Annotated in this window: 21 protein-coding genes; 1 reads left to right on the top strand and 20 read right to left on the bottom strand. The window is 59.1% G+C overall.

Features of this window, described 5'->3' with window-relative positions:
- Nucleotides 1-89 precede the first annotated feature (89 nt).
- The 3 genes from M5C01_RS22535 to M5C01_RS22525 form a co-directional block, all read right to left on the bottom strand.
- The gene (locus M5C01_RS22535) at nucleotides 90-995 is read right to left on the bottom strand and encodes a LysR family transcriptional regulator (RefSeq protein WP_152736586.1); all 906 of its coding nucleotides are present in this window, start codon (nucleotides 993-995) and stop codon (nucleotides 90-92) included.
- 37 nt (nucleotides 996-1,032) lie between these two features.
- The gene (locus M5C01_RS22530) at nucleotides 1,033-1,848 is read right to left on the bottom strand and encodes an alpha/beta fold hydrolase (protein ID WP_152736585.1); all 816 of its coding nucleotides are present in this window, start codon (nucleotides 1,846-1,848) and stop codon (nucleotides 1,033-1,035) included.
- A gap of 285 nt (nucleotides 1,849-2,133) precedes the next feature.
- Nucleotides 2,134-2,772, bottom strand: a complete 639-nt coding sequence (locus M5C01_RS22525) for a hypothetical protein (RefSeq protein WP_178129698.1) — start codon at nucleotides 2,770-2,772, stop codon at nucleotides 2,134-2,136.
- A gap of 433 nt (nucleotides 2,773-3,205) precedes the next feature.
- On the opposite strand from M5C01_RS22525, the gene M5C01_RS22520 reads away from it, so the two are divergent.
- A complete protein-coding gene (locus tag M5C01_RS22520; RefSeq protein WP_152736584.1) occupies nucleotides 3,206-3,955 on the top strand; it encodes a glucose 1-dehydrogenase in 750 nt (249 codons plus the stop codon).
- A gap of 18 nt (nucleotides 3,956-3,973) precedes the next feature.
- Here the strand turns inward: M5C01_RS22520 and M5C01_RS22515 are convergent, their stop codons facing one another.
- The 17 genes from M5C01_RS22515 to mnmG form a co-directional block, all read right to left on the bottom strand.
- Nucleotides 3,974-4,879 carry a LysR family transcriptional regulator gene (locus M5C01_RS22515; RefSeq protein ID WP_152736583.1) on the bottom strand — a complete coding sequence of 302 codons (906 nt, stop codon included), beginning with the start codon at nucleotides 4,877-4,879 and terminating at the stop codon, nucleotides 3,974-3,976.
- Nucleotides 4,880-5,078: 199 nt separating this feature from the next.
- On the bottom strand, nucleotides 5,079-6,914 hold the full coding sequence (gene glmS / locus M5C01_RS22510) for a glutamine--fructose-6-phosphate transaminase (isomerizing) (RefSeq protein WP_152736582.1): 1,836 nt from the start codon (nucleotides 6,912-6,914) through the stop codon (nucleotides 5,079-5,081).
- A gap of 3 nt (nucleotides 6,915-6,917) precedes the next feature.
- Complete coding sequence (locus M5C01_RS22505; RefSeq protein WP_103497205.1) at nucleotides 6,918-7,694, bottom strand: DeoR family transcriptional regulator; 777 nt, start codon at nucleotides 7,692-7,694, stop codon at nucleotides 6,918-6,920.
- 120 nt (nucleotides 7,695-7,814) lie between these two features.
- A complete protein-coding gene (gene glmU, locus M5C01_RS22500; protein ID WP_152736581.1) occupies nucleotides 7,815-9,182 on the bottom strand; it encodes a bifunctional UDP-N-acetylglucosamine diphosphorylase/glucosamine-1-phosphate N-acetyltransferase GlmU in 1,368 nt (455 codons plus the stop codon).
- 111 nt (nucleotides 9,183-9,293) lie between these two features.
- Complete coding sequence (locus M5C01_RS22495; RefSeq protein ID WP_040071848.1) at nucleotides 9,294-9,719, bottom strand: F0F1 ATP synthase subunit epsilon; 426 nt, start codon at nucleotides 9,717-9,719, stop codon at nucleotides 9,294-9,296.
- 45 nt (nucleotides 9,720-9,764) lie between these two features.
- The gene (atpD, locus tag M5C01_RS22490; protein WP_100939907.1) at nucleotides 9,765-11,141 is read right to left on the bottom strand and encodes a F0F1 ATP synthase subunit beta; all 1,377 of its coding nucleotides are present in this window, start codon (nucleotides 11,139-11,141) and stop codon (nucleotides 9,765-9,767) included.
- 27 nt (nucleotides 11,142-11,168) lie between these two features.
- The gene (gene atpG, locus M5C01_RS22485; protein WP_152736580.1) at nucleotides 11,169-12,029 is read right to left on the bottom strand and encodes a F0F1 ATP synthase subunit gamma; all 861 of its coding nucleotides are present in this window, start codon (nucleotides 12,027-12,029) and stop codon (nucleotides 11,169-11,171) included.
- 50 nt (nucleotides 12,030-12,079) lie between these two features.
- Nucleotides 12,080-13,624 carry a F0F1 ATP synthase subunit alpha gene (gene atpA / locus M5C01_RS22480; protein ID WP_100939909.1) on the bottom strand — a complete coding sequence of 515 codons (1,545 nt, stop codon included), beginning with the start codon at nucleotides 13,622-13,624 and terminating at the stop codon, nucleotides 12,080-12,082.
- A gap of 21 nt (nucleotides 13,625-13,645) precedes the next feature.
- Nucleotides 13,646-14,182, bottom strand: coding sequence for a F0F1 ATP synthase subunit delta (locus M5C01_RS22475; RefSeq protein WP_152736579.1), 537 nt, complete (start codon nucleotides 14,180-14,182; stop codon nucleotides 13,646-13,648).
- Between the two features lie 12 nt (nucleotides 14,183-14,194).
- Nucleotides 14,195-14,665, bottom strand: a complete 471-nt coding sequence (locus M5C01_RS22470; RefSeq protein WP_178129697.1) for a F0F1 ATP synthase subunit B — start codon at nucleotides 14,663-14,665, stop codon at nucleotides 14,195-14,197.
- Nucleotides 14,666-14,723: 58 nt separating this feature from the next.
- A complete protein-coding gene (atpE, locus tag M5C01_RS22465) occupies nucleotides 14,724-14,981 on the bottom strand; it encodes a F0F1 ATP synthase subunit C (protein WP_019694395.1) in 258 nt (85 codons plus the stop codon).
- 133 nt (nucleotides 14,982-15,114) lie between these two features.
- Entirely contained in the window at nucleotides 15,115-15,987 is an 873-nt protein-coding gene (gene atpB, locus M5C01_RS22460; RefSeq protein WP_103497161.1) for a F0F1 ATP synthase subunit A, read from the bottom strand.
- 16 nt (nucleotides 15,988-16,003) lie between these two features.
- Nucleotides 16,004-16,411 carry a F0F1 ATP synthase subunit I gene (locus M5C01_RS22455; protein ID WP_103497162.1) on the bottom strand — a complete coding sequence of 136 codons (408 nt, stop codon included), beginning with the start codon at nucleotides 16,409-16,411 and terminating at the stop codon, nucleotides 16,004-16,006.
- Nucleotides 16,412-16,568: 157 nt separating this feature from the next.
- Nucleotides 16,569-17,441 (bottom strand): ParB/RepB/Spo0J family partition protein, encoded by an 873-nt coding sequence (locus M5C01_RS22450; protein WP_103497163.1) that lies wholly within the window; start codon nucleotides 17,439-17,441, stop codon nucleotides 16,569-16,571.
- A gap of 9 nt (nucleotides 17,442-17,450) precedes the next feature.
- Nucleotides 17,451-18,245, bottom strand: a complete 795-nt coding sequence (locus M5C01_RS22445; protein WP_103497164.1) for a ParA family protein — start codon at nucleotides 18,243-18,245, stop codon at nucleotides 17,451-17,453.
- 18 nt (nucleotides 18,246-18,263) lie between these two features.
- On the bottom strand, nucleotides 18,264-18,908 hold the full coding sequence (gene rsmG / locus M5C01_RS22440; protein ID WP_103497165.1) for a 16S rRNA (guanine(527)-N(7))-methyltransferase RsmG: 645 nt from the start codon (nucleotides 18,906-18,908) through the stop codon (nucleotides 18,264-18,266).
- Nucleotides 18,905-20,797 carry a tRNA uridine-5-carboxymethylaminomethyl(34) synthesis enzyme MnmG gene (gene mnmG, locus M5C01_RS22435; protein WP_178129696.1) on the bottom strand — a complete coding sequence of 631 codons (1,893 nt, stop codon included), beginning with the start codon at nucleotides 20,795-20,797 and terminating at the stop codon, nucleotides 18,905-18,907. The genes rsmG and mnmG overlap by 4 nt, the downstream gene beginning before the upstream one ends.
- Nucleotides 20,798-21,255 lie beyond the last annotated feature (458 nt).

Genomic DNA, 21,255 nt, shown 5'->3' with positions numbered 1-21,255 from the left:
GGTTCGCGCTGATGGAGCGATCTTGCTCCTTCAGCGAAAACAACAGAATCACCAGAAACGGCAATCCATTCTTTCAAAAACTGAAATACTCACCCACCTTTCAGGTTCGGATGTTCACGCAAGGCCGCGACCATAAAGTCGACAAAGCTGCGCACCCGTACGGAGACCGTGCGGCCTCCTTGATACACCACATGGATCGGCAGCGGCGGAAACTCGAAATCTTCCAGTACGATTTCCAGCTCACCGGCCGCCAGCTTGTCGGCGACTTGATAAGACAGCACCCGGGTCAGGCCAAGGCCCAGGCAGGCCGCGTGGATCGCCGCCCGATTCGCCGTCAGTGCCAATCGTGGTTCCAGGCGAATGCTCAAGGGTTTGTCGCCCTCGAGGAATTGCCAACTCCTGACCTGCGAAGCCGAGGCGGCCATGACGATCTGCGCCTGACGCAACTCGTCCGGATGTTGGGGACGACCCTGTTTGGCCAGATAGCCCGGTGAACCGCAAACCACGCGGCGGACCTGCCCTACCCTGACGGCGTGATAACCACTGTCGGGTAACTCGCCGATCCGCACCGCGACATCGATCCCGTCCTCGACCATGGGCACCACGCGATCCAGCAGCAGTGCATTGATATCCACCGCCGGATACTGCTCCAGGTAACGCACCATCACCGGCGTGACATACAACTCACCGAACAGCACCGGCGCGGTCATGGTCAGCTGACCACTGGGGCGGGCGTGACTGTCCGCGGCCGAGGCTTCGGCTTCCTCCATAGCGGCGAGGATGCGTCGGCAGTCTTCCAGATAACGTTGTCCCGGTTCGGTCAGATGCACATTGCGCGTGGTGCGTACAAGCAACTGGGCGCCAATCCGCTTTTCCAGCGCCGCCACCGCCCGGGTGACGCTCGGTGCCGAGAGACTCAGGCGTCGCGCCGCCGCCGCGAAGCCTTGCTCCTGGGCGACGGCGATAAATACCTGCATTTCCTGGAATCTGTCCATGGCTTGGCTTACTCGCTGCTACTGCGGATCGCGGTGACTATGCCGGCAGGTCCGAAAGGAAGGCCAACAGCGCATCGTTCACGAACGTCGGGTTCTCGATACTGGAGATATGCCCGGCCTCCGGTATCCCGATGTACTGGCAACCGATCAACTCGGCCATCTCCCGAGCCTCGCTCGGTGGCCGTGGCTTGTCCTGCTCGCCGCACATCACCAGAGTGCGGCTGGCATCCAGCGTCGCCAGCTCGGCCAGACGATCGTCACGTCCGAAGATCAGCCGTCCCAATGGGACGATGCTGTCGCGCAGGCGCTCGCTCGAATAGGTCGTCAGGGACGCGCGAAACGCCTGGTAGTACGGCAGTTGCGGATCGATACCCGCCCTGAAGAAAATCGGCGTGATTGCATCGAGTAAAGGCGGCGGAATACTGCCGGCGTCCTCGATCATCTTCAGCATCGAGAAATAATATTGCTGGGTCGGTGCAGGTTCTTCGCCGGCATAGGTATCCATCAACACCAGGCCACGGACGCGCTCGGGTGCCGCCAGGGCCAGGCGCGCGCCCCACATTCCGCCGACCGACAGGCCGACCAGGGTGAAACGCTGAACTTCCAAGTGATCCAGCAAGGCCAGCACCTGATTCGCCAGATCGTCGAGGCTACGAGTGTTCTCCGGCAGCTGTCCGGACTGCCCATGGCCCCAGAGTTCCGGCACGATCACTCGGTAGTGTTGCGAGAGTGCCGCGATCTGCGGTGCCCACATGCCGCTGTCCCACAGGTAACTGGAGCCCAGCACCACCACCTCGCCCGCGCCCTGGTCGAGGAAGTGCAGCGGTTGTCCATCGATCGTCACAAACGGCATTGAATTATCCTTCGCTAATGGATTAAACAACGAGTGCCCAGGCCCCCTGCACTCGGAATCAAGAGATCGGACAGCGTTGCCCGCACGCGTTCAAATGTCCAGAGGTATGCGACGTTGACGGGTCAACCGTTTTTCATTAGCCTAAACAGGTCTGGATATATACGGAGCTTCGACCTTTCAGGTTTGAAGTGTTCAGATGCCGCCATTGGTTCTCGGCCGTGCCGGTTGATGGGTTAACCCCCTAAGGGCTTCCGCGAAACCCCCTTCATTGGGGGTTTGCTTTTTCTACACCCGCCCTTTCTTCCTCATGCTCAAGGCACTGTTTCTCGCCGCTTTGATCGATGCCCCTCGCGTTGTGTTCAGGAACAATTTCCAAGCCCTGATCTTGTCAGCCTTCTTGAAGTTCACTGCTCGGTTGTCAGCGTCTTCGTCCCGCACATAAGCGCTTTCGATAAACAGCTTGAGCGTGTTCTTGCCCTCCCCTTTGCGCACATTGAAGTAGATTTCATAGCGCATGTCCGTGGTTTGGCCCGGCATTACGACGCTACCAAGCTCCAAAGTCAGAAAATTCTCTCGTCCCGTAAAGAAGCATCGGCGGTCGGCGATGGACGCAATGATGTCCGGGAGCAAGAAAGACAATGCATGCCGCCCAGCGTGGAACACACGACGGACCTTGCGATGATCAATGATCAGACGCTCGTATCCGAGTGCATGAAAATCAATCACCTGATTTTGCTTTGGGCCGGCGCTGACACAATGAGAGCTGTATTCGACATACAACGTCAGGGTGACTGAAGGGTGTCCTTCTGCGGCGGGAATAACCAGGGTCTGAGTGCGAGGCCGCAAGTGACCCAGCAGCCAACACACACCTTCAATCTCAACGTGTAGAACTTTCAGATGGTCAGGCCAATACTTTCCTCGCACAACAGGTTCCCTTGCACCGATTGAAGCTCTACAGATTCAGTCGGTTTCACAAGTATGAGCCGACGCTGTTCAGTCTCCATTTTCAACTGATCCTCAACGCCGCCCCATAGCCCTCCAGCCCTGCTTTGAGTAGGACTCATCCGAATTTACTGAGTGTTTCCAGCGCAATTTTCGCAAGTTTTTTACGATCATCCGTGACCCTTCCGAGAAGGGCTAGGCGGCCAGTTGGATGTATTCCCGCGTGCGCGAAACGCTGCAAAGCACTGTGCGACGCCGTGTCCTTGATGCAGGCGCTCATTCATATTCGGCATAGGTTTTATGCCCGTGACCGGCGTTCCCGGTTTAAATCATGGAGCAGACACTTGGGCCCTCACCACGAGGCGAGTGGCCACCCTGGGCACTCCCTCAGTTCTACCTTCCTGAGGGCATTACCATGAACAAGCTTCAAGGCAAGATTGCAGTTATCACCGGTGGCAGCAGCGGCATCGGTCTTGCGACTGCCCGGCGTTTCGTTGAAGAAGGCGCTTATGTCTTTATCACCGGCCGGCGCCAAGCCGAATTGGACAAGGCCGTCGCATTGATCGGTCGCAACGTGACAGCCGTGCAGGGCGACGTCTCCAGCTCCGAAGATTTAAACCGACTCTACGAGGTCGTTGAACGCGAGAAAGGCGGCATTGACGTGCTCGTCGCCAACTCGGGCATCGTCGACCCCACCTACCTCAATGACATCAGCGTCGAACACTATGACGGGACGTTCGATATCAACGTCAAGGGCCTGTTGTTCACCGTACAAAAAGCACTTCCCTTGATACGTGATGGCGGCTCGATCATCCTGACCGCTTCAATCGCCGCCACCAAAGGCATTCCCGGCTACGGCACCTACAGCGCGACCAAAGCGGCCGTCCGCTCGTTCGCACGGACCTGGACACTGGAGCTGCAAGACCGTGGCATTCGGGTCAACAGCCTGAGCCCGGGCCCGGTTGATACGCCGATCATGGAAAGCCAGGCGTCCACCCTGGAGCAGGTCGATCAGTTGAAAGCATCGTTCGCCAAAGCCGTTCCGCTGGGGCGCCTTGGCCGCCCGGAAGAAATTGCTTCAGCCGCGCTGTTCCTGGCCTCGGACGACAGCAGTTTCGTTGCGGGCATTGACCTGTGCGTCGACGGTGGCATGGCTCAAGTCTGAGACCGGCATCGCCCTGGATCAGATGACTGCCACTGAGCTGACGTTTCCCATCAACTGTTCTACATAGGCCACAAACGCACGGGCCTTGGCACTTGCCATGCGCCCGGTCGGGAAGATGGCCCAAAGGTCCATTTCGGGAAGCTCCCAGTCCTGAAGAACGGACACGACCTCTCCGCTGGCCAGCTCAGGGGCGAACATCCACTCAGAGGAGAGTGTCAGGCCGTAGCCTGACAATACCGTTGTCCGAATACCCTCGGCAGCGGTGACTCGTACACGGCCGTTGAGGGTGACTGACTCCTCGGTCGTGCCTTTTTTGAATAACCACGAGGCCCCCCCTCCGCCCAGGGAATAGATCACCGCTTCATGGTCCGCCAAATCCGCGGGCGACTCGGGCACACCGCGTCGTTTGAAATAACCGGGCGTAGCCATTACCAACCGTCGGCATCGGGCAATCCTTCTGGCCGTCAAACTCGAATCGCTGAGGTTGCCCATGCGCAAGGCGATATCGATACCCTCTTCAACAAGGTTCACCGATCGATCGTCAAGCAGCACGTCAACGTCAAGCAGAGGGTGCATCTCCAGGAATCCCCCCAAATGGGGAAGAATATGCAATCTGGAGAAGGTCACCGTCGTGGAAATGCGTAATGTCCCGGTCAATCCGGCACCCGCCCCGCGCGCGGCGAATTCGGCTTCGTTGGCCTCCTCGATGACCTTCTTCGCCCGTTCAAAAAAGAGCATGCCGGCCTCGGTCGGAGATAACCCTCGCGTCGAACGGGTCAGCAAGCGAACCCCCAGGTGCTCTTCAAGCTGCGCGATGCTTTTTGAAACAGCAGGCTGTCCGACGTTCAGACGTCTGCCTGCCGCGGAAAAGGAACCTGTCTCCACGACGTAGACGAAGGTTTCCATCGCAGCCAACCGATCCATCTTATTCTTCCCCGGAATGATTCACGTCACTTCGAGCAGTCTGCAGGTATTGCCTGGCAGCGTGCAAAATTTTTCTGTCGGCCGTCAGACCTCGGAAGAAAGGCCGCGCACTTCAACGAGAACAACGTGGTGATAAATCGCGGGGAAAAAAAAGCCGCCTTGATCGGCGGCTTTATACAGAACAGCCAAACCCGCAGCCTTACTCCACCGTCACCGACTTCGCCAGGTTACGCGGCTGGTCGACGTCCGTGCCCTTGAGCACCGCCACGTAGTACGACAGCAGCTGCAGCGGGATGGTGTAGAGGATCGGCGCCAGGGTGTCGTGGATATGCGGCATGGTGATGACATGAGTGCCTTCACCATTGACCATCCCGGCGTGTTCGTCGGCAAAGACGATCAGTTGACCACCGCGAGCGCGCACTTCCTGCAGGTTGGATTTGAGCTTCTCCAACAATTCGTTGTTCGGCGCCACGGTCACGATCGGCATGTCGTTGTCCACCAGGGCCAACGGCCCGTGCTTCAGCTCACCCGCCGGATAGGCTTCGGCATGGATATAGGAGATCTCCTTGAGCTTGAGCGAACCTTCCATCGCCACCGGGTACTGCGCGCCACGGCCGAGGAACAGGGTGTGGTGCTTGTCGGCGAACAGCTCGGCGATTTTCTCGACCTTGGTGTCCATGGCCAGGGTCTCGCCCAGGCGAGTCGGCAGGCGACGCAGCTCTTCCACCAGTTCGGCTTCGACAGCCGGTGCCAAGGTGCCACGGACCTGGCCCAGGGCCATGGTCAGCAGCAGCAGGCTCACCAGTTGGGTGGTGAAAGCCTTGGTCGAGGCCACGCCGATTTCACGACCGGCCTGGGTCAACAGGGTCAGGTCCGATTCGCGCACCAGCGAGCTGATGCTGACGTTGCAGATCGCCAGGCTGCCGAGGAAGCCCAGCTCCTTGGCATTGCGCAGGGCCGCCAGGGTGTCGGCGGTTTCGCCGGACTGGGAGATGGCAACGAACAAGGTGTCCGGCTGCACTACCACCTTGCGGTAGCGGAACTCACTGGCGACTTCGACCTGGCACGGAATCCCCGCCAGACCTTCGAGCCAGTACCGAGCAACCATGCCGGCGTGATAGCTGGTGCCACAGGCGACGATCTGCACATTGCGCACTTTGGCGAACAACTCCGCCGCCTGGGGACCGAACGCCTGTACCAGGACCTGGTTCGGGCCGAGACGGTTTTCCAGGGTGCGCTGGACCACGGTCGGTTGCTCGTGGATTTCCTTGAGCATGAAGTGGCGGAACGCGCCCTTCTCGGCCGCTTCCGCGCCATCGCGGTACTGCACGGCTTCGCGCTCGACCTGACGACCATCAATGTCCCAGATCTGCACGCTGTCGCGGTGGATCTCGGCGATATCGCCCTCTTCCAGGTACATGAAACGATCAGTGACCTGACGCAACGCCAACTGGTCGGAAGCGAGGAAGTTTTCCCCCAGGCCCAGGCCGATCACCAATGGGCTGCCACTGCGGGCGGCCAGCAGGCGATCCGGTTGCTGCGCGTTGATCACCGCCAGGCCGTAGGCACCATGCAGTTCCTTGACCGTGGCTTTCAGGGCCTTGGTCAGGTCACCCAGGTCCTTGAACTTGTGGTTCAGCAGGTGGGCGATGACTTCGGTGTCGGTTTCCGAGGTAAAGACGTAACCCAGGCCCTTGAGCTGTTCACGCAAGGCTTCGTGGTTCTCGATGATGCCGTTGTGTACCACGGCAATATCGGAGCCGGAGAAATGCGGGTGGGCATTGTGTTCGCACGGCGCGCCATGGGTTGCCCAGCGGGTGTGGGCAATCCCCAGGCGACCGGCCAGGGGAGCGCCGGCCAGGGCCTGTTCCAACTCGCTGACCTTACCGGTGCGACGGGTGCGCTCCAGCGTGCCGTTATGGCTGAAAACGGCGACACCGGCGCTGTCGTAGCCGCGGTATTCCAGACGCTTCAGGCCTTCGACCAGGATGGCCGTGATATTACGTTCAGCAACTGCACCGACAATTCCACACATGCTCTATTTCTCCTGGCTGGCAACCGCGCAAATGACAGTGATGCCACGGGCCTGAATCTGTTCGCGTACCTCTTTGGGCAAACGATCATCGGTAATAAGGGTATGGATACTGCTCCAGGGCAGTTCCAGGTTGGGAATCTTGCGGCCGATCTTGTCGGACTCGACCATCACCACCACTTCCCGGGCGACTTCCGCCATCACCCGGCTCAACCCCAGCAGTTCATGGAAGGTGGTGGTGCCACGCTCCAGATCGATGCCGTCGGCGCCGATGAACAGTTGGTCGAAGTCGTAGGAGCGTAGGACGCGCTCGGCGACCTGGCCCTGGAAAGACTCGGAATGCGGGTCCCAGGTGCCGCCGGTCATCAGCAGCACCGGCTCGTGCTCCAGTTCACTGAGGGCACGGGCGACATGCAGGGAATTGGTCATCACCACCAGGCCAGGTTGCTGGCCCAGCTGCGGGAGCATCGCGGCGGTGGTGCTGCCGCTGTCGATAATGATACGCGCGTGCTCACGGATACGTCCCACGGCAGTTCGGGCAATTGCCTGCTTGTAGCGGGAAATCGCCTGGGCCGGGTCGCTGAACAGTTCGTGGGGAATGGTGATTGCACCGCCATAGCGGCGCATCAACAGGCCGTGGCTTTCCAGGGCCGCGAGGTCCTTGCGAATCGTCACCTCGGAGGTTTCGAAGCGCCTGGCCAATTCATCCACACTGACTTCGCCCTGGTCATTGAGCATGGCCAGGATATTGTGGCGACGTTGAGGAGTGTTGCGTTTCGATATGGTCACTTAAGTTTCGATTCGAAAGATAGTATGGGCAATAAGACCTTCGAATCGAAACTTAGTCAAGTGAAATGATCATTGCCTGTGGGTAAATCAACCTGCGCCGTCGCTGTGGATAACTCAGGGCTTGTTGATCTTCACCGGGCGCTTCCAGCCTTCGATATTGCGCTGGCGGGCACGGGCCACGCCCAACTGCCCTTCACCGACATTCAGGTTGATGGTCGACCCCGCCGCCGTGCTCGCGCCGGAAGAGATATCCACAGGCGCCACCAACGAGTTGTTGGAACCAATGAAGACGTCCTCGCCCAATACCGTCTTGTGCTTGTTGACCCCGTCATAGTTACAGGTGATGGTGCCGGCGCCGATATTGGTCCGCGCACCAACTTCGGCATCGCCGAGGTAGGTCAGATGCCCGCACTTGGCGTCTTCACCCAGGTGCGCATTTTTCAGTTCGACAAAGTTACCCACATGGGCCCGGGCGTCGAGCACGCTCCCCGGACGCAGGCGCGCGAACGGACCGGCATCGCTGCCCTCGCCCATGATCGCACCGTCGATATGGCTGTTGGCCTTGATGGTCACGCCCTTGCGCAGGGTGCTGTTCCTGATCACGCAGTTCGGGCCGATAACCACGTCGTCCTCGATCACCACCCGCCCTTCGAGAATCACGTTGATATCGATCAGCACATCACGCCCGACCGTCACCTCGCCGCGCACATCGAAGCGCGCCGGATCGCGCAGGGTCACGCCCTGGGCCATCAGCCGCCGACCCGCGCGCAGTTGGTAGTTACGTTCCAACTCGGCCAACTGCTGGCGGTCGTTGGCGCCCTGCACTTCCATCGCATCCTGGGGTTGCTCGGTGGCGACTGCCAGGCCATCACCCACCGCCATGGCAATCACATCGGTCAGGTAGTACTCGCCCTGGGCATTGTTGTTCGACAGGCGGCTCATCCACTCACCCAGACGCTTGGCCGGCACCGCGAGAATCCCGGTGTTGCCTTCGGTGATGGCAAGTTCCGCCGCGCTGGCGTCCTTCTGCTCGACGATGGCGGCGACCTTGCCGGCGGCATCGCGCACGATCCGGCCATAACCGGTCGGATTGTCCAGCTCGACCGTCAAGAGCCCAAGCTGCTCGGGGCCGGCTTGTGCCAGCAGACGGCGCAAGGTCTCGACTTCGATCAAGGGCACGTCGCCGTAGAGGATCAGTACAGTGTCGGCGCTGATAAACGGCACCGCCTGGGCCACGGCATGGCCGGTGCCAAGCTGCTGGTCCTGGAGGACAAAATTCAGGTCATCGGCGGCCAGGCGCTCGCGCACCAGGTCGGCGCCATGGCCGATCACCACATGGATACGCTGTGGATCAAGTTGTCGGGCGCTGTGGATAACATGTCCCAACATCGAATTACCCGCGACCGGGTGCAGCACTTTAGGCAGCGAAGAGCGCATACGGGTGCCCTGACCCGCGGCAAGGATAACGATTTCGAGAGACATGACTGGCTACCAATCCTGGGTGGTCAGCGACTGTGACCACGTGATAAACGCGGAAAAGAAAAAAGGGTAGCCGAGGCTACCCTTTTTAATCAATCACACAACAAGCCTGGCTTAACCGCCGAACTTCTTGCGGATCTGCTGGACGGTGCGCAGCTGAGCTGACGCCTCGGCCAGACGTGCGGCGGCGGAACCATAATCGAACTCCGCGCCACGTTCATGCAGGGCCTTCTCGGCAGCCTTGACGGCTTCCTGAGCGGAGGCTTCATCCAGGTCGGCAGCACGTTGCACGGTATCGGCAAGCACCTTGACCATGTTCGGCTGAACCTCGAGGAAACCACCGGAGATGTAGAACACCTCGGCTTCCCCGCCTTGCTTGATCAGGCGGATCGGACCCGGTTTCAGATTAGTGATCAGCGGCGCGTGACCCAAGGCGATACCAAGATCACCCAGTGCACCGTGCGCAATCACCATCTCGACCAGGCCGGAGAAGATCTCCCCTTCCGCACTGACGATATCGCAATGGACTGTCATAGCCATCTGATTGCCTCAACCTAAATTAGCGCCCGTTGCCGGGCGCCGGGATTACAGTTTCTTGGCTTTCTCGATCGCTTCTTCGATGCCGCCAACCATGTAGAACGCTTGTTCTGGCAGGTGGTCGTAGTCACCGTTGAGGATGCCTTTGAAGCCAGCAATGGTGTCTTTCAGGGAAACGTATTTACCCGAGGCACCGGTGAAGACTTCAGCCACGAAGAACGGCTGCGACAGGAAGCGCTGGATCTTACGAGCGCGGGATACCAACTGCTTGTCGGTCTCCGACAGTTCGTCCATACCCAGGATCGCGATGATGTCTTTCAGCTCTTTGTAACGCTGCAGCACGTACTGAACGCCGCGAGCGGTTTCGTAGTGCTCGTTGCCGATCACGTTCGGGTCCAGCTGGCGCGAAGTCGAGTCCAGTGGATCGACCGCTGGGTAGATACCCAGGGAGGCGATGTCACGGGACAGTACGACGGTGGCGTCCAAGTGGGCGAAGGTGGTCGCCGGCGACGGGTCGGTCAAGTCATCCGCGGGAACGTAGACGGCCTGGATCGAGGTAATCGAACCGTTCTTGGTCGAAGTGATGCGCTCTTGCAGCACGCCCATCTCTTCAGCCAGGGTCGGCTGGTAACCTACTGCCGAAGGCATACGGCCCAGCAGTGCGGATACTTCGGTACCGGCCAGGGTGTAACGGTAGATGTTGTCGACGAACAGCAGAACGTCGTTACCTTCGTCACGGAACTTCTCGGCCATGGTCAGGCCGGTCAGGGCGACGCGCAGACGGTTGCCCGGCGGCTCGTTCATCTGACCGTAAACCAGTGCCACTTTGTCCAGAACGTTGGAGTCCTTCATCTCGTGGTAGAAGTCGTTACCCTCACGGGTACGCTCACCCACACCGGCGAACACGGAATAACCGCTGTGCTCGATGGCGATGTTACGGATCAGTTCCATCATGTTTACGGTCTTGCCGACACCGGCACCACCGAACAGACCGACTTTACCGCCCTTGGCGAACGGGCAAACCAGGTCGATAACCTTGATGCCAGTTTCCAGCAGGTCGTTGCCGCCTGCTTGTTCCGCGAAGGAAGGCGCGGGACGGTGAATGCCCCAGCGCTCTTCGGTGTCGATCGGGCCAGCTTCGTCGATCGGGTTGCCGAGGACGTCCATGATCCGGCCCAGGGTCGCTTTACCGACCGGTACGGAGATGGCAGCGCCAGAGTCGACAACGTCCAGACCGCGCTTCAAGCCTTCGGTGGAACCCATCGCAATGGTACGCACCACGCCGTCGCCCAGCTGCTGCTGGACTTCCAGGGTGGTTTCCGCGCCTTGTACTTTCAGCGCGTTGTAGATGCTCGGTACGCTGTCGCGTGGAAATTCCACGTCGATAACGGCGCCGATGATTTGAACGATACGTCCGCTACTCATAGCTGGATCCTCTGAATATTTGAACCGTTAAACCGCGGCAGCGCCGCCGACGATTTCCGAGATCTCTTGGGTGATCGCAGCCTGACGCGCCTTGTTGTAGATCAGCTGCAAATCGCTGATCAAATCACCGGCGTTGTCGGTAGCGTTCTTCATCGCGATCATCCGCGCCGCTTGTTCAGCCGCGTTGTTCTCGACCACCGCCTGGTAGACCTGCGACTCCACGTAACGCACCATCAGGCCGTCAAGCAGCTCTTTGGCGTCCGGTTCGTAGAGATAGTCCCAGTGGTGCTTGAGTTCTTGATCCGGGGTCGCCACCAGAGGAATCAACTGCTCCACTGTAGGCTGCTGGGTCATGGTGTTGATGAACTTGTTGGACACCACGGACAGGCGGTCAATACGGCCGTCCAGGTAGGCATCCAGCATCACCTTGACGCTGCCGATCAGATCGTTGATCGACGGCTCTTCACCCAGGTGGCTGATAGCGGCGACGACGTTACCGCCGAAGTTGCGGAAGAATGCCGCACCCTTGCTACCGACCACACACAGATCAATCTCGACGCCGTTTTCGCGGTTTACCGCCATGTCCTTGACCAGGGCCTTGAACAGGTTGGTGTTCAAGCCACCGCACAGACCACGGTCACTGCTCACCACGACATAGCCGACGCGCTTGACGGCGCGGTCGACCATGAACGGGTGGCGGTATTCCGGGTTGGCGTTGGCCAGATGCCCAATTACCTGGCGGATACGCTCCGCATAAGGACGGCTAGCAGCCATGCGCATTTGTGCCTTGCGCATTTTGCTGACCGCCACTTTTTCCATGGCGCTGGTAATCTTTTGCGTGCTTTTGATGCTCGCAATCTTACTGCGAATCTCTTTTGCGCCTGCCATGTAACACCTATCAGGTTAGCAAGCGGGAGCCTTGCGGCTCCCGCTGCGGCTTACCAGGTTTGGGTGGCCTTGAACTTCTCGATACCAGCCTTCAGGCCAGCGTCGATCTCGTCATTGAAGTCACCCTTCACGTTGATCTTGGCCAACAAGTCGGCATGATCGCGGTTGAAGTAAGCAATCAGCGCTTGTTCGAAGCTACCGACCTTGGCGATTTCGACGTCAGTCAGGAACCCACGCTCAGCGGCATACAGCGACAGCGACATGTCGGCAATCGACATTGGCGCGTATTGCTTCTGCTTCATCAGCTCGGTAACGCGCTGACCGTGTTCAAGTTGCTTGCGGGTCGCTTCGTCCAGGTCAGAAGCGAACTGGGCGAATGCCGCCAGTTCACGGTACTGAGCCAGGGCGGTACGGATACCACCGGACAGCTTCTTGATGATCTTGGTCTGAGCGGCACCACCTACGCGGGATACCGAAACACCGGCGTTCACAGCAGGACGGATCCCGGAGTTGAACATGGCCGATTCCAGGAAGATCTGACCGTCGGTGATGGAAATCACGTTGGTCGGAACGAACGCGGAAACGTCGCCAGCCTGGGTTTCGATGATCGGCAGCGCGGTCAGGGAACCGGTCTTGCCAGTCACTGCGCCCTTGGTGAACTTCTCGACGTACTCTTCCGAAACGCGGGATGCGCGCTCCAGCAGACGGGAGTGGAGATAGAACACGTCGCCTGGGTAGGCTTCACGGCCTGGTGGACGGCGCAGCAGCAGGGAAATCTGGCGGTAGGCCACTGCTTGCTTGGACAGATCGTCATAAACGATCAGCGCGTCTTCACCGCGGTCGCGGAAGTATTCGCCCATGGTGCAACCGGAGTACGGTGCCAGGAACTGCAGCGCAGGAGATTCCGAAGCACTGGCCGCCACGATGATCGTGTTAGCCAGGGCGCCGTTTTCTTCCAGCTTGCGAACCACGTTGGCGATGGTCGATTGTTTCTGACCGATAGCCACGTAGACGCAGAAAATGCCGCTGTCTTTCTGGTTGATGATCGCGTCGATCGCCAGAGCGGTTTTACCGATCTGACGGTCACCGATGATCAGCTCACGCTGGCCACGGCCGACCGGGATCATGGCATCGACAGCCTTGTAGCCAGTCTGTACAGGCTGGTCTACCGACTTACGCCAGATCACGCCTGGAGCAACTTTCTCGACCGCGTCGGTCTCGGTGTTGTTCAGCGGACCTTTGCCATCAACCGGGTTACCCAGAGCGTCGACAACGCGACCCAGCAGTTCCTTACCGACCGGAACTTCGAGGATGCGGCCGGTGCACTTGGCGCTCATGCCTTCAGCCAGACTGGTGTAAGCGCCCAGTACCACGGCACCTACGGAGTCTTGCTCGAGGTTGAGGGCCATACCGTAGACGCCGCCCGGAAACTCGATCATCTCGCCGTACATGACGTCGGCCAGACCGTGAATCCGCACGATACCGTCAGACACGCTGACGACAGTGCCTTCGTTACGGGCTTGGGAGGTCACATCGAGCTTGTCGATGCGGCCCTTGATAATTTCACTTATTTCGGAAGGATTGAGTTGCTGCATTGCTCTGCTGCCCCTTCAAACTCAAGATTTCAATGCTTCGGCCAGGCTCGCGAGTTTGCCGCGAACCGAGCCATCGATAACCAGGTCGCCGGCGCGGATCACGACGCCACCAATCAGGGCGGCGTCCTCCGCAACTTGCAGGCGCACTTCCCGATTGAGTCGTGCACTGAGAACCTTGGCGAGTTTGTCTTGCTGTTCTTGGTTCAATGCAAAAGCACTGGTGACTTCCACGTCTACCGATTTCTCTTGTTCGGCCTTGTACAGGTCGAACAGAGCGGCGATCTCCGGCAACAGCAGGAGACGGTCGTTTTCAGCAACGACATGGATGAAATTCTGTGCCTTGGCATCGAACTTGTCGCCACACACGTCAATGAACGTGGTGGCCTTTTCTGCGCTCGTCAGTCGCGGGGCCTTGAGCACGCGCTGCATGGTGTCGTCTTCCGACACCGCTGCTGCCAGGCCGAGCATGGCTGACCAATTGGCCAGTTGCTGGTGGGCCTGAGCGTGCTCGAAGGCCGCCTTAGCGTAAGGTCGGGCCAACGTGGTCAGTTCTGCCATGATCGCCCTCGCTTAGATTTCAGTAGCCAGTTGTTTAACCAGCTCTGCGTGCGCGTTTTGATCGATTGACTTGCCCAGGATCTTCCCAGCACCTTCGACCACCAGGCTGCCCAATTGGGCGCGCAGCGCGTCTTTGACACTGTTGAGTTCCTGTTCGATCTCGGCCTGAGCCTGAGCCTTCACACGGTCAGCTTCGACACGAGCCTGTTCACGGGCCTCGTCGACGATCTGGTTACCGCGTTTCTTGGCTTGCTCAATGATTTCAGCTGCCTGAGCTTTAGCATCGCGCAGTTGATGACCCGCTTTCTCTTGGGCCAACTCCAGGTCGCGAGCTGCTCGGCTGGCAGCGTCCAATCCGTCCGCGATCTTCTTCTGACGTTCGTGCAGTGCCGCGATGACCGGAGGCCACACGAACTTCATGCAAAACAGTACAAAAATGAGGAACGCAACGGACTGGCCAATCAGGGTCGCATTAATGTTCACGCCAACACCTCGCTCGTTCGTTGTCCATCACACCAATACACTCGAAAAATCCGAGTGATTAGTGAGCGAGTTGACCGACGAAGGGGTTCGCGAAGGTGAAGAACAGAGCGATACCGACACCGATCATGGTCACGGCGTCGAGCAGGCCGGCGACGATGAACATTTTGACTTGCAGCATTGGAACCATTTCTGGCTGACGCGCGGCGCCTTCCAGGAACTTGCCGCCCAACAGGCCGAAACCAATTGCGGTACCCAGTGCGCCCAGGCCGATCAACAGTGCAACAGCGATAGCGGTTAGACCAACTACAGTTTCCATCTTTCCTCCCGACTTTTACGTCGTATGGTTTAGGTTTTTTTAATTTAAAGCGGTAAAACAAATCGTTTCGCGGCCCCTTGCGGGGCCACCCCGCGCCGAAGCGCCGGGGACATCAGAGCCGCCGAGACGGCTCTTAATGGTTTTCTTCGTGTGCCATCGACAGGTAGACGATGGTCAGCATCATGAAGATGAACGCCTGCAGGGTGATGATCAGGATGTGGAACACCGCCCACGCCCATTGCAGCACCACGCCCAGGCCGCTGAGCCAGAGCAGGCCGCTGCCGAACATCACGGCGATCAGGATGAACACCAGCTCGCCGGCATACATGTTGCCGAACAGTCGCAGGGCCAACGAGATCGGCTTGGCGATCAGGGTGACGAATTCCAGCAGGAAGTTCACCGGGATCAGCAGGGCTTGAACGAAGATGTTCTTGCTGCCGAACGGGTGCAGGGTCAGTTCGCCGATGAAACCGCCGAGGCCCTTGATCTTGATGCTGTAGAAAATGATCAGTGCGAAGACCGAGAAGGCCATGCCCAGGGTCGCGTTCGGGTCGGTGGTCGACACGGCGCGGAACGGGATGTGCTCGTCACCGGTGATCAGCATCGCCAGGTGTGGAATCCAGTCGACCGGGATCAGGTCGACGGCGTTCATCAGGAACACCCAGACGAAGATGGTCAGGGCCAGCGGTGCAATCACCGGGCTACGGCCGTGGAAGCTGTCCTTCACGCTGCCGTCGACGAACTCGACCAGGACTTCGACGAAGTTCTGCAGGGCACCGGGTTGACCGGAGGTGGCTTTCTTCGCCGCCATGCGGAAAAGAAGGATGAAGATCAGGCCCAGTGCGACAGACCAGCCCAGAGTATCCAGGTGGAATGCCCAGAAGCCCATGGCCTTGGCCTCTGCTGCGGAATGGGCAAAGCCCCAGCCGCCAGTAGGGAGCTGACCGAAGGTCAGGTTCTGCAGGTGGTGCTGGATATAGCCCGAAGCGGTTGTTTCTGCTGACATGGTTGCCTCAAACGCCCTAAGGTCTCGAAAGTCTTGTTTTCATTAGCACGGGTGCGAACCAGCTGACCGACTGGGTCAGCACGAAGACACCGAAGACTGCTATCGGCGCCAATGGCTTCACACCTGCGAACGTCAGTGCAAACAGCACTGCCGTCAAAATCAATTTACCCGCCTCGCCGGCATAAAAAGACCGGACGATGGACTGGGCTGCTCGGGCGCCGGAAAACCGAAAGGCCCTGTGAGCAAAATACACATTGGGGAGCAAGGCTATCAGGCCTCCGCAGAGTCCTGAGTATCCGGCAACGACACCGCGCCATTGCCAAAGCGCCACAGCGGCCACCAGCAAAACGACAAACTGGGCCAACAAAACCGGAAATACCGCCAAGCGATGGAACGGCAACCTGTTTGGCCTGCGGGTTTCCATCACTCACGCTCCTCAAGGGTCGGCTGCCAACCATCAATAACTTGGCATAAATTGTGCCGACAAAATGCGCGCAGAGTATAGGGGCGGTTCAGCCCCTATTCAACTGTCGGGTAGTGATTTCCGACTGCTCGCTACATGAGGAAATGTTTCAGCAGATTTAGCGGATATGGGCGAGTACCCCTTGTAGTTCATCCAGGGAGTTATAGCGAATCACCAATTGGCCTTTTCCTTTCTGGCCGTGGCGAATCTGCACCGAAGAGCCCAGCCGCTCTGCCAGGCGCTGTTCCAGGCGACTGATGTCCGGGTCGACCTTGGCGGGCTCGACAGGCTCCTGTTTGCCGCTCAGCCACTGGCGAACCAGTGCCTCGGTTTGGCGCACCGTGAGCCCCCGTGCGACAACATGTCGCGCCCCTTCGACCTGCCGGTCATCCGGCAAACCGAGCAAGGCCCGGGCATGACCCATTTCCAGGTCACCGTGGGACAACATGGTCTTGATCACTTCCGGCAACGCGATCAGGCGCAGCAAGTTGGCCACGGTCACGCGGGACTTGCCCACGGCTTCGGCAACCTGTTGCTGGGTCAGCTGGAATTCCTGCTGCAAGCGCTGCAGGGCCACGGCTTCCTCGATCGGGTTGAGGTCTTCGCGCTGGATGTTCTCGATCAGCGCCATGGCGATGGCGGTTTCGTCCGGCACATCGCGGACCATGGCCGGAATAGTTTCCTGCCCGGCCTGCTGGCTGGCGCGCCAGCGGCGTTCGCCGGCAATGATTTCAAAGCGACCGCCGCCGACGGGGCGTACCACGATCGGCTGCATCACGCCCTGGGCCTTGATCGACTGCGCCAGTTCTTCCAGTGCCTGGGGGTCCATGTCGCGGCGCGGCTGGTACTTGCCGCGCTGGATCAGGTCCAGCGGCAGGTGCTGCAACTCCCGTTGATCGGCCTGGACGGCCTGTTCTTCCAGCGAACTGACAGTCGGACCACTCAGCAGTGCATCCAGTCCACGTCCGAGACCTCGTTTCTTGACGGCCATGGGGATTCCTTAAGTTGCCGGAGCTGCGGTGCGTGAAGGGCGGCGTTGACGACGAACCATCTCGCCCGCCAGGGCCAGGTAGGCCACGGCGCCACGGGATTGTTTGTCGTATGCCAGCGCTGGCATGCCGTAGCTGGGAGCTTCGGCCAGACGGATGTTGCGCGGGATCACGGTGTCGTACAGCTGATCACCGAAATGTTCCTTGAGCTGTGCGGAAACGTCGTTCATCAAACTCAGACGCGGGTCGTACATGGTCCGCAGCAAGCCTTCGACTTTCAGCTCCGGGTTGAGCAACTCGGCGATGCGCTTGATGTTATCCACAAGGTCGCTGAGTCCTTCCAGGGCAAAGTATTCGCACTGCATGGGGATAATTACCCCATCGGCGGCCACCAGCGCATTGAGGGTCAGCATCGACAGCGACGGCGGGCAGTCGATGAGGATGAAGTCGTAATTCTCGCGAATCGGCGCCAGGGCGTTGCGCAGACGGCTTTCCTTCATCTGCATTTCCAGCAGCACCACTTCGGCCGCCGTCAGGTCGCGGTTGGCCGGCAACAGTTGATAACCGCCGTGCTCGGAGAAGTGCATGGCCTGGGCCAGGTCGCATTCGCCGATCAGCACATCGTAGATGGAGTTTTCCAGGCCGTGCTTATCCACACCGCTACCCATGGTGGCGTTGCCCTGTGGATCGAGGTCGATCAGCAGCACCCGACGCTTGGTGGCGACCAGGGATGCTGCGAGGTTGATGCAGGTGGTGGTCTTGCCCACGCCACCTTTCTGGTTCGCTATCGCGAATACCTTAGCCATTCTTGCTTGTGTTCCCAATCATGCCGTGCGGCGCAGTATCAGCAGATGGCGTTGGCCTTGGCAACCGGGTACGGCCAAGGCGTGTTCGCTATCGAGGTGGAAGTCTGCCGGCAATGCTACCAGCTCATCGGCGGGATGGACGCCCTTCATTGCCAACCAGCGTGTATCAGCGTCGCCGAGGTGGCGAGTCCAGCCGGTGAAGTTCTCCATGCTGCTGAAGGCCCGGGAAATGATCCCGTTGAACGGCTGCGGCGGCTGGAAGGCTTCGACCCGGCTGTGGATAACTTGCAGGTTATCCAGTTTGAGTTCGAGTTTGACCTGGGTCAGGAAACGGGTTTTCTTGCCGTTGCTGTCCAGGCAGGTCACTTGTGAATCGGGAAACAGGATCGCCAGGGGGATCCCCGGCATCCCACCGCCGCTGCCGACATCGAGCCAGCGGCCGTTTTCGACGAAGGACATCACGCTCAGGCTGTCGAGCAGATGGCGCGAGACCATTTCGTCGGGATCGCGAACGGCGGTGAGGTTGTAGGCCTGGTTCCATTTGATCAACAGGGCCAGATAACCCAGCAGCAAGGCGTGCTGGGTTTCACTCAACTCGATGCCGAGCTGGCGGGCACCTGTGGATAACTCTTCTGCGTGTTGCGAAGTAACCAACGAACTCAAGCGCTTTGCTCCAACTGACGGCCGGCGCCGCGTTTTTTCAGGTGAATCATCAACAGGGAAATCGCCGCCGGCGTCACACCGGGGATCCGCGAAGCCTGGCCCAGGGTCTCCGGACGGGTTGCGCCGAGCTTGCTCTGGATCTCCTTGGACAGCCCGGAAATACCGGTGTACTCGATATCCACAGGCAGCTTGGTGTCTTCACTGGCGCGCAGACGAGCGATTTCGTCCTGCTGGCGATCGATATAACCGGCGTATTTGGTCTTGATCTCGACCTGCTCGGCGACTTGCGGATCCTCGGCGCCCTGCCCGGTCACGGCGACCAGACCAGCGTAGTCGATTTCCGGACGGCTCAGCAGGTTCAGCAAATTGTATTCGTGGGTCAGCGGCGTGCCGAACTTCTCGGCAATGGCATCGCCCTGCTCGGTGCCCGGGCGGACCCAGGTGCTTTTCAGGCGCTGTTCTTCCAGCTCGATGCTTTCGCGTTTCTTGCAGAAAGCCGCCCAGCGCACGTCATCCACCAGACCCAGTTCGCGACCTTTTTCGGTCAGGCGCAGGTCGGCGTTGTCTTCGCGCAGGATCAGCCGGTATTCGGCGCGGGAGGTAAACATCCGATACGGTTCCTGGGTACCCAGTGTAATCAGGTCGTCGACCAACACTCCGATATACGCCTCGTCGCGACGCGGGCACCAGCTGTCCTTGCCCTGGGCGCGCAGTGCGGCGTTGGCCCCAGCGAGCAAACCTTGGGCGCCGGCTTCTTCGTAACCGGTGGTGCCGTTGATCTGCCCGGCGAAGAACAGACCGCCGATCACCTTGGTTTCCAGGCTGTACTTCAGGTCACGGGGATCGAAGTAGTCGTATTCGATGGCATAACCGGGACGCACGATATGGGCGTTTTCCATGCCGCGGATCGATTGGACGATCTGCAACTGCACGTCGAACGGCAGGGATGTGGATATCCCGTTCGGGTACAGCTCATGGGTGGTCAGGCCTTCGGGTTCGATAAAGACCTGATGGCTTTCCTTGTCGGCAAAGCGATGGATCTTGTCTTCGATGGACGGGCAATAACGCGGACCGATGCCTTCGATCACCCCGGAATACATTGGCGAACGATCGAGGTTCGCAGCAATGATTTCGTGGGTGCGGGCGTTGGTGTGGGTAATCCAGCAACTGACCTGCCGTGGATGCTGCTCTTTCGAGCCCATGAACGACATCACCGGGATCGGTGTATCCCCAGGTTGTTCGGACATCACCGAGAAATCCACGGAACGACCGTCAATGCGCGGTGGCGTACCGGTTTTCAGGCGGCCGACACGCAATGGCAGTTCCCGCAGACGTTGGGCCAGGGCAATCGACGGTGGGTCGCCGGCACGGCCACCGGAATAGTTCTGCATGCCGATGTGGATAAGTCCACCGAGGAAGGTCCCGGTGGTCAAAACCACGGATTCGGCGAAGAAACGCAGGCCCATCTGGGTGACGACACCACGAACCTGGTCCTGCTCGACGATCAGGTCGTCAGCGGCCTGTTGAAATATCCACAGGTTCGGCTGGTTTTCCAGGATCTCGCGTACAGCCGCTTTGTACAGAACGCGGTCGGCCTGGGCGCGGGTAGCGCGCACGGCTGGGCCTTTGCGGCTGTTCAAGACACGGAACTGGATACCGCCCTTATCGGTGGCGATGGCCATCGCGCCGCCGAGGGCATCGATTTCCTTGACCAGATGGCTTTTGCCAATCCCGCCGATCGCGGGGTTGCAGCTCATGGCACCGAGGGTTTCCACGTTATGCGTCAGCAGCAGGGTTTTTGCCCCCATGCGTGCGGACGCCAGTGCTGCCTCGGTACCGGCATGACCGCCGCCGATGACGATCACTTCAAAACGGGAAGGGAAATCCACCACGCACCTCGTGCCTGCTTCAAGTAGGTAATTAGGAATAGGGTCGGCCCACTTTTTTGAGCCAGGTCGTCAAGTATAGGGACTTCCCCCCTCCTAAAGAACCCTTTGCACAAAATTTAACCAGCTGTGGATGACTGGCGGATAATAGAAATTAAAAAGAAAGAAATTTATAAGATCTTTGTTTTTATGTTTATTCTTAGTGGGCAACCTTTCTGTGGATAAGGTGCTACAGGCCTTATTTATCAATGTGTACAGAGATTCAAAAGTCTGTGGTCATCTGGCCACGAGGGTTTGGGATAACCGGCCTGAGCCTGTGGATTAAACCGGTGGTTATCCACAGACGGGTTCATCCTCAGTTTTCAGGCCTTGTTATCAACCGAGCTGAGGCGGGGTTATTCACAGGGCTTAATCCACAGAAAAACGTCTGATGGGGTAAATTCCAGGCAGCCGAAAGCCGC

The sequence above is a fragment of the Pseudomonas sp. MWU12-2319 genome (assembly GCF_023242525.1).
Classification (GTDB): Bacteria; Pseudomonadota; Gammaproteobacteria; order Pseudomonadales; family Pseudomonadaceae; genus Aquipseudomonas; species Aquipseudomonas gingeri_D.
Note: the sequence above shows the minus strand (reverse complement) of the source record. Positions and strands in the feature narration are given on the sequence as shown.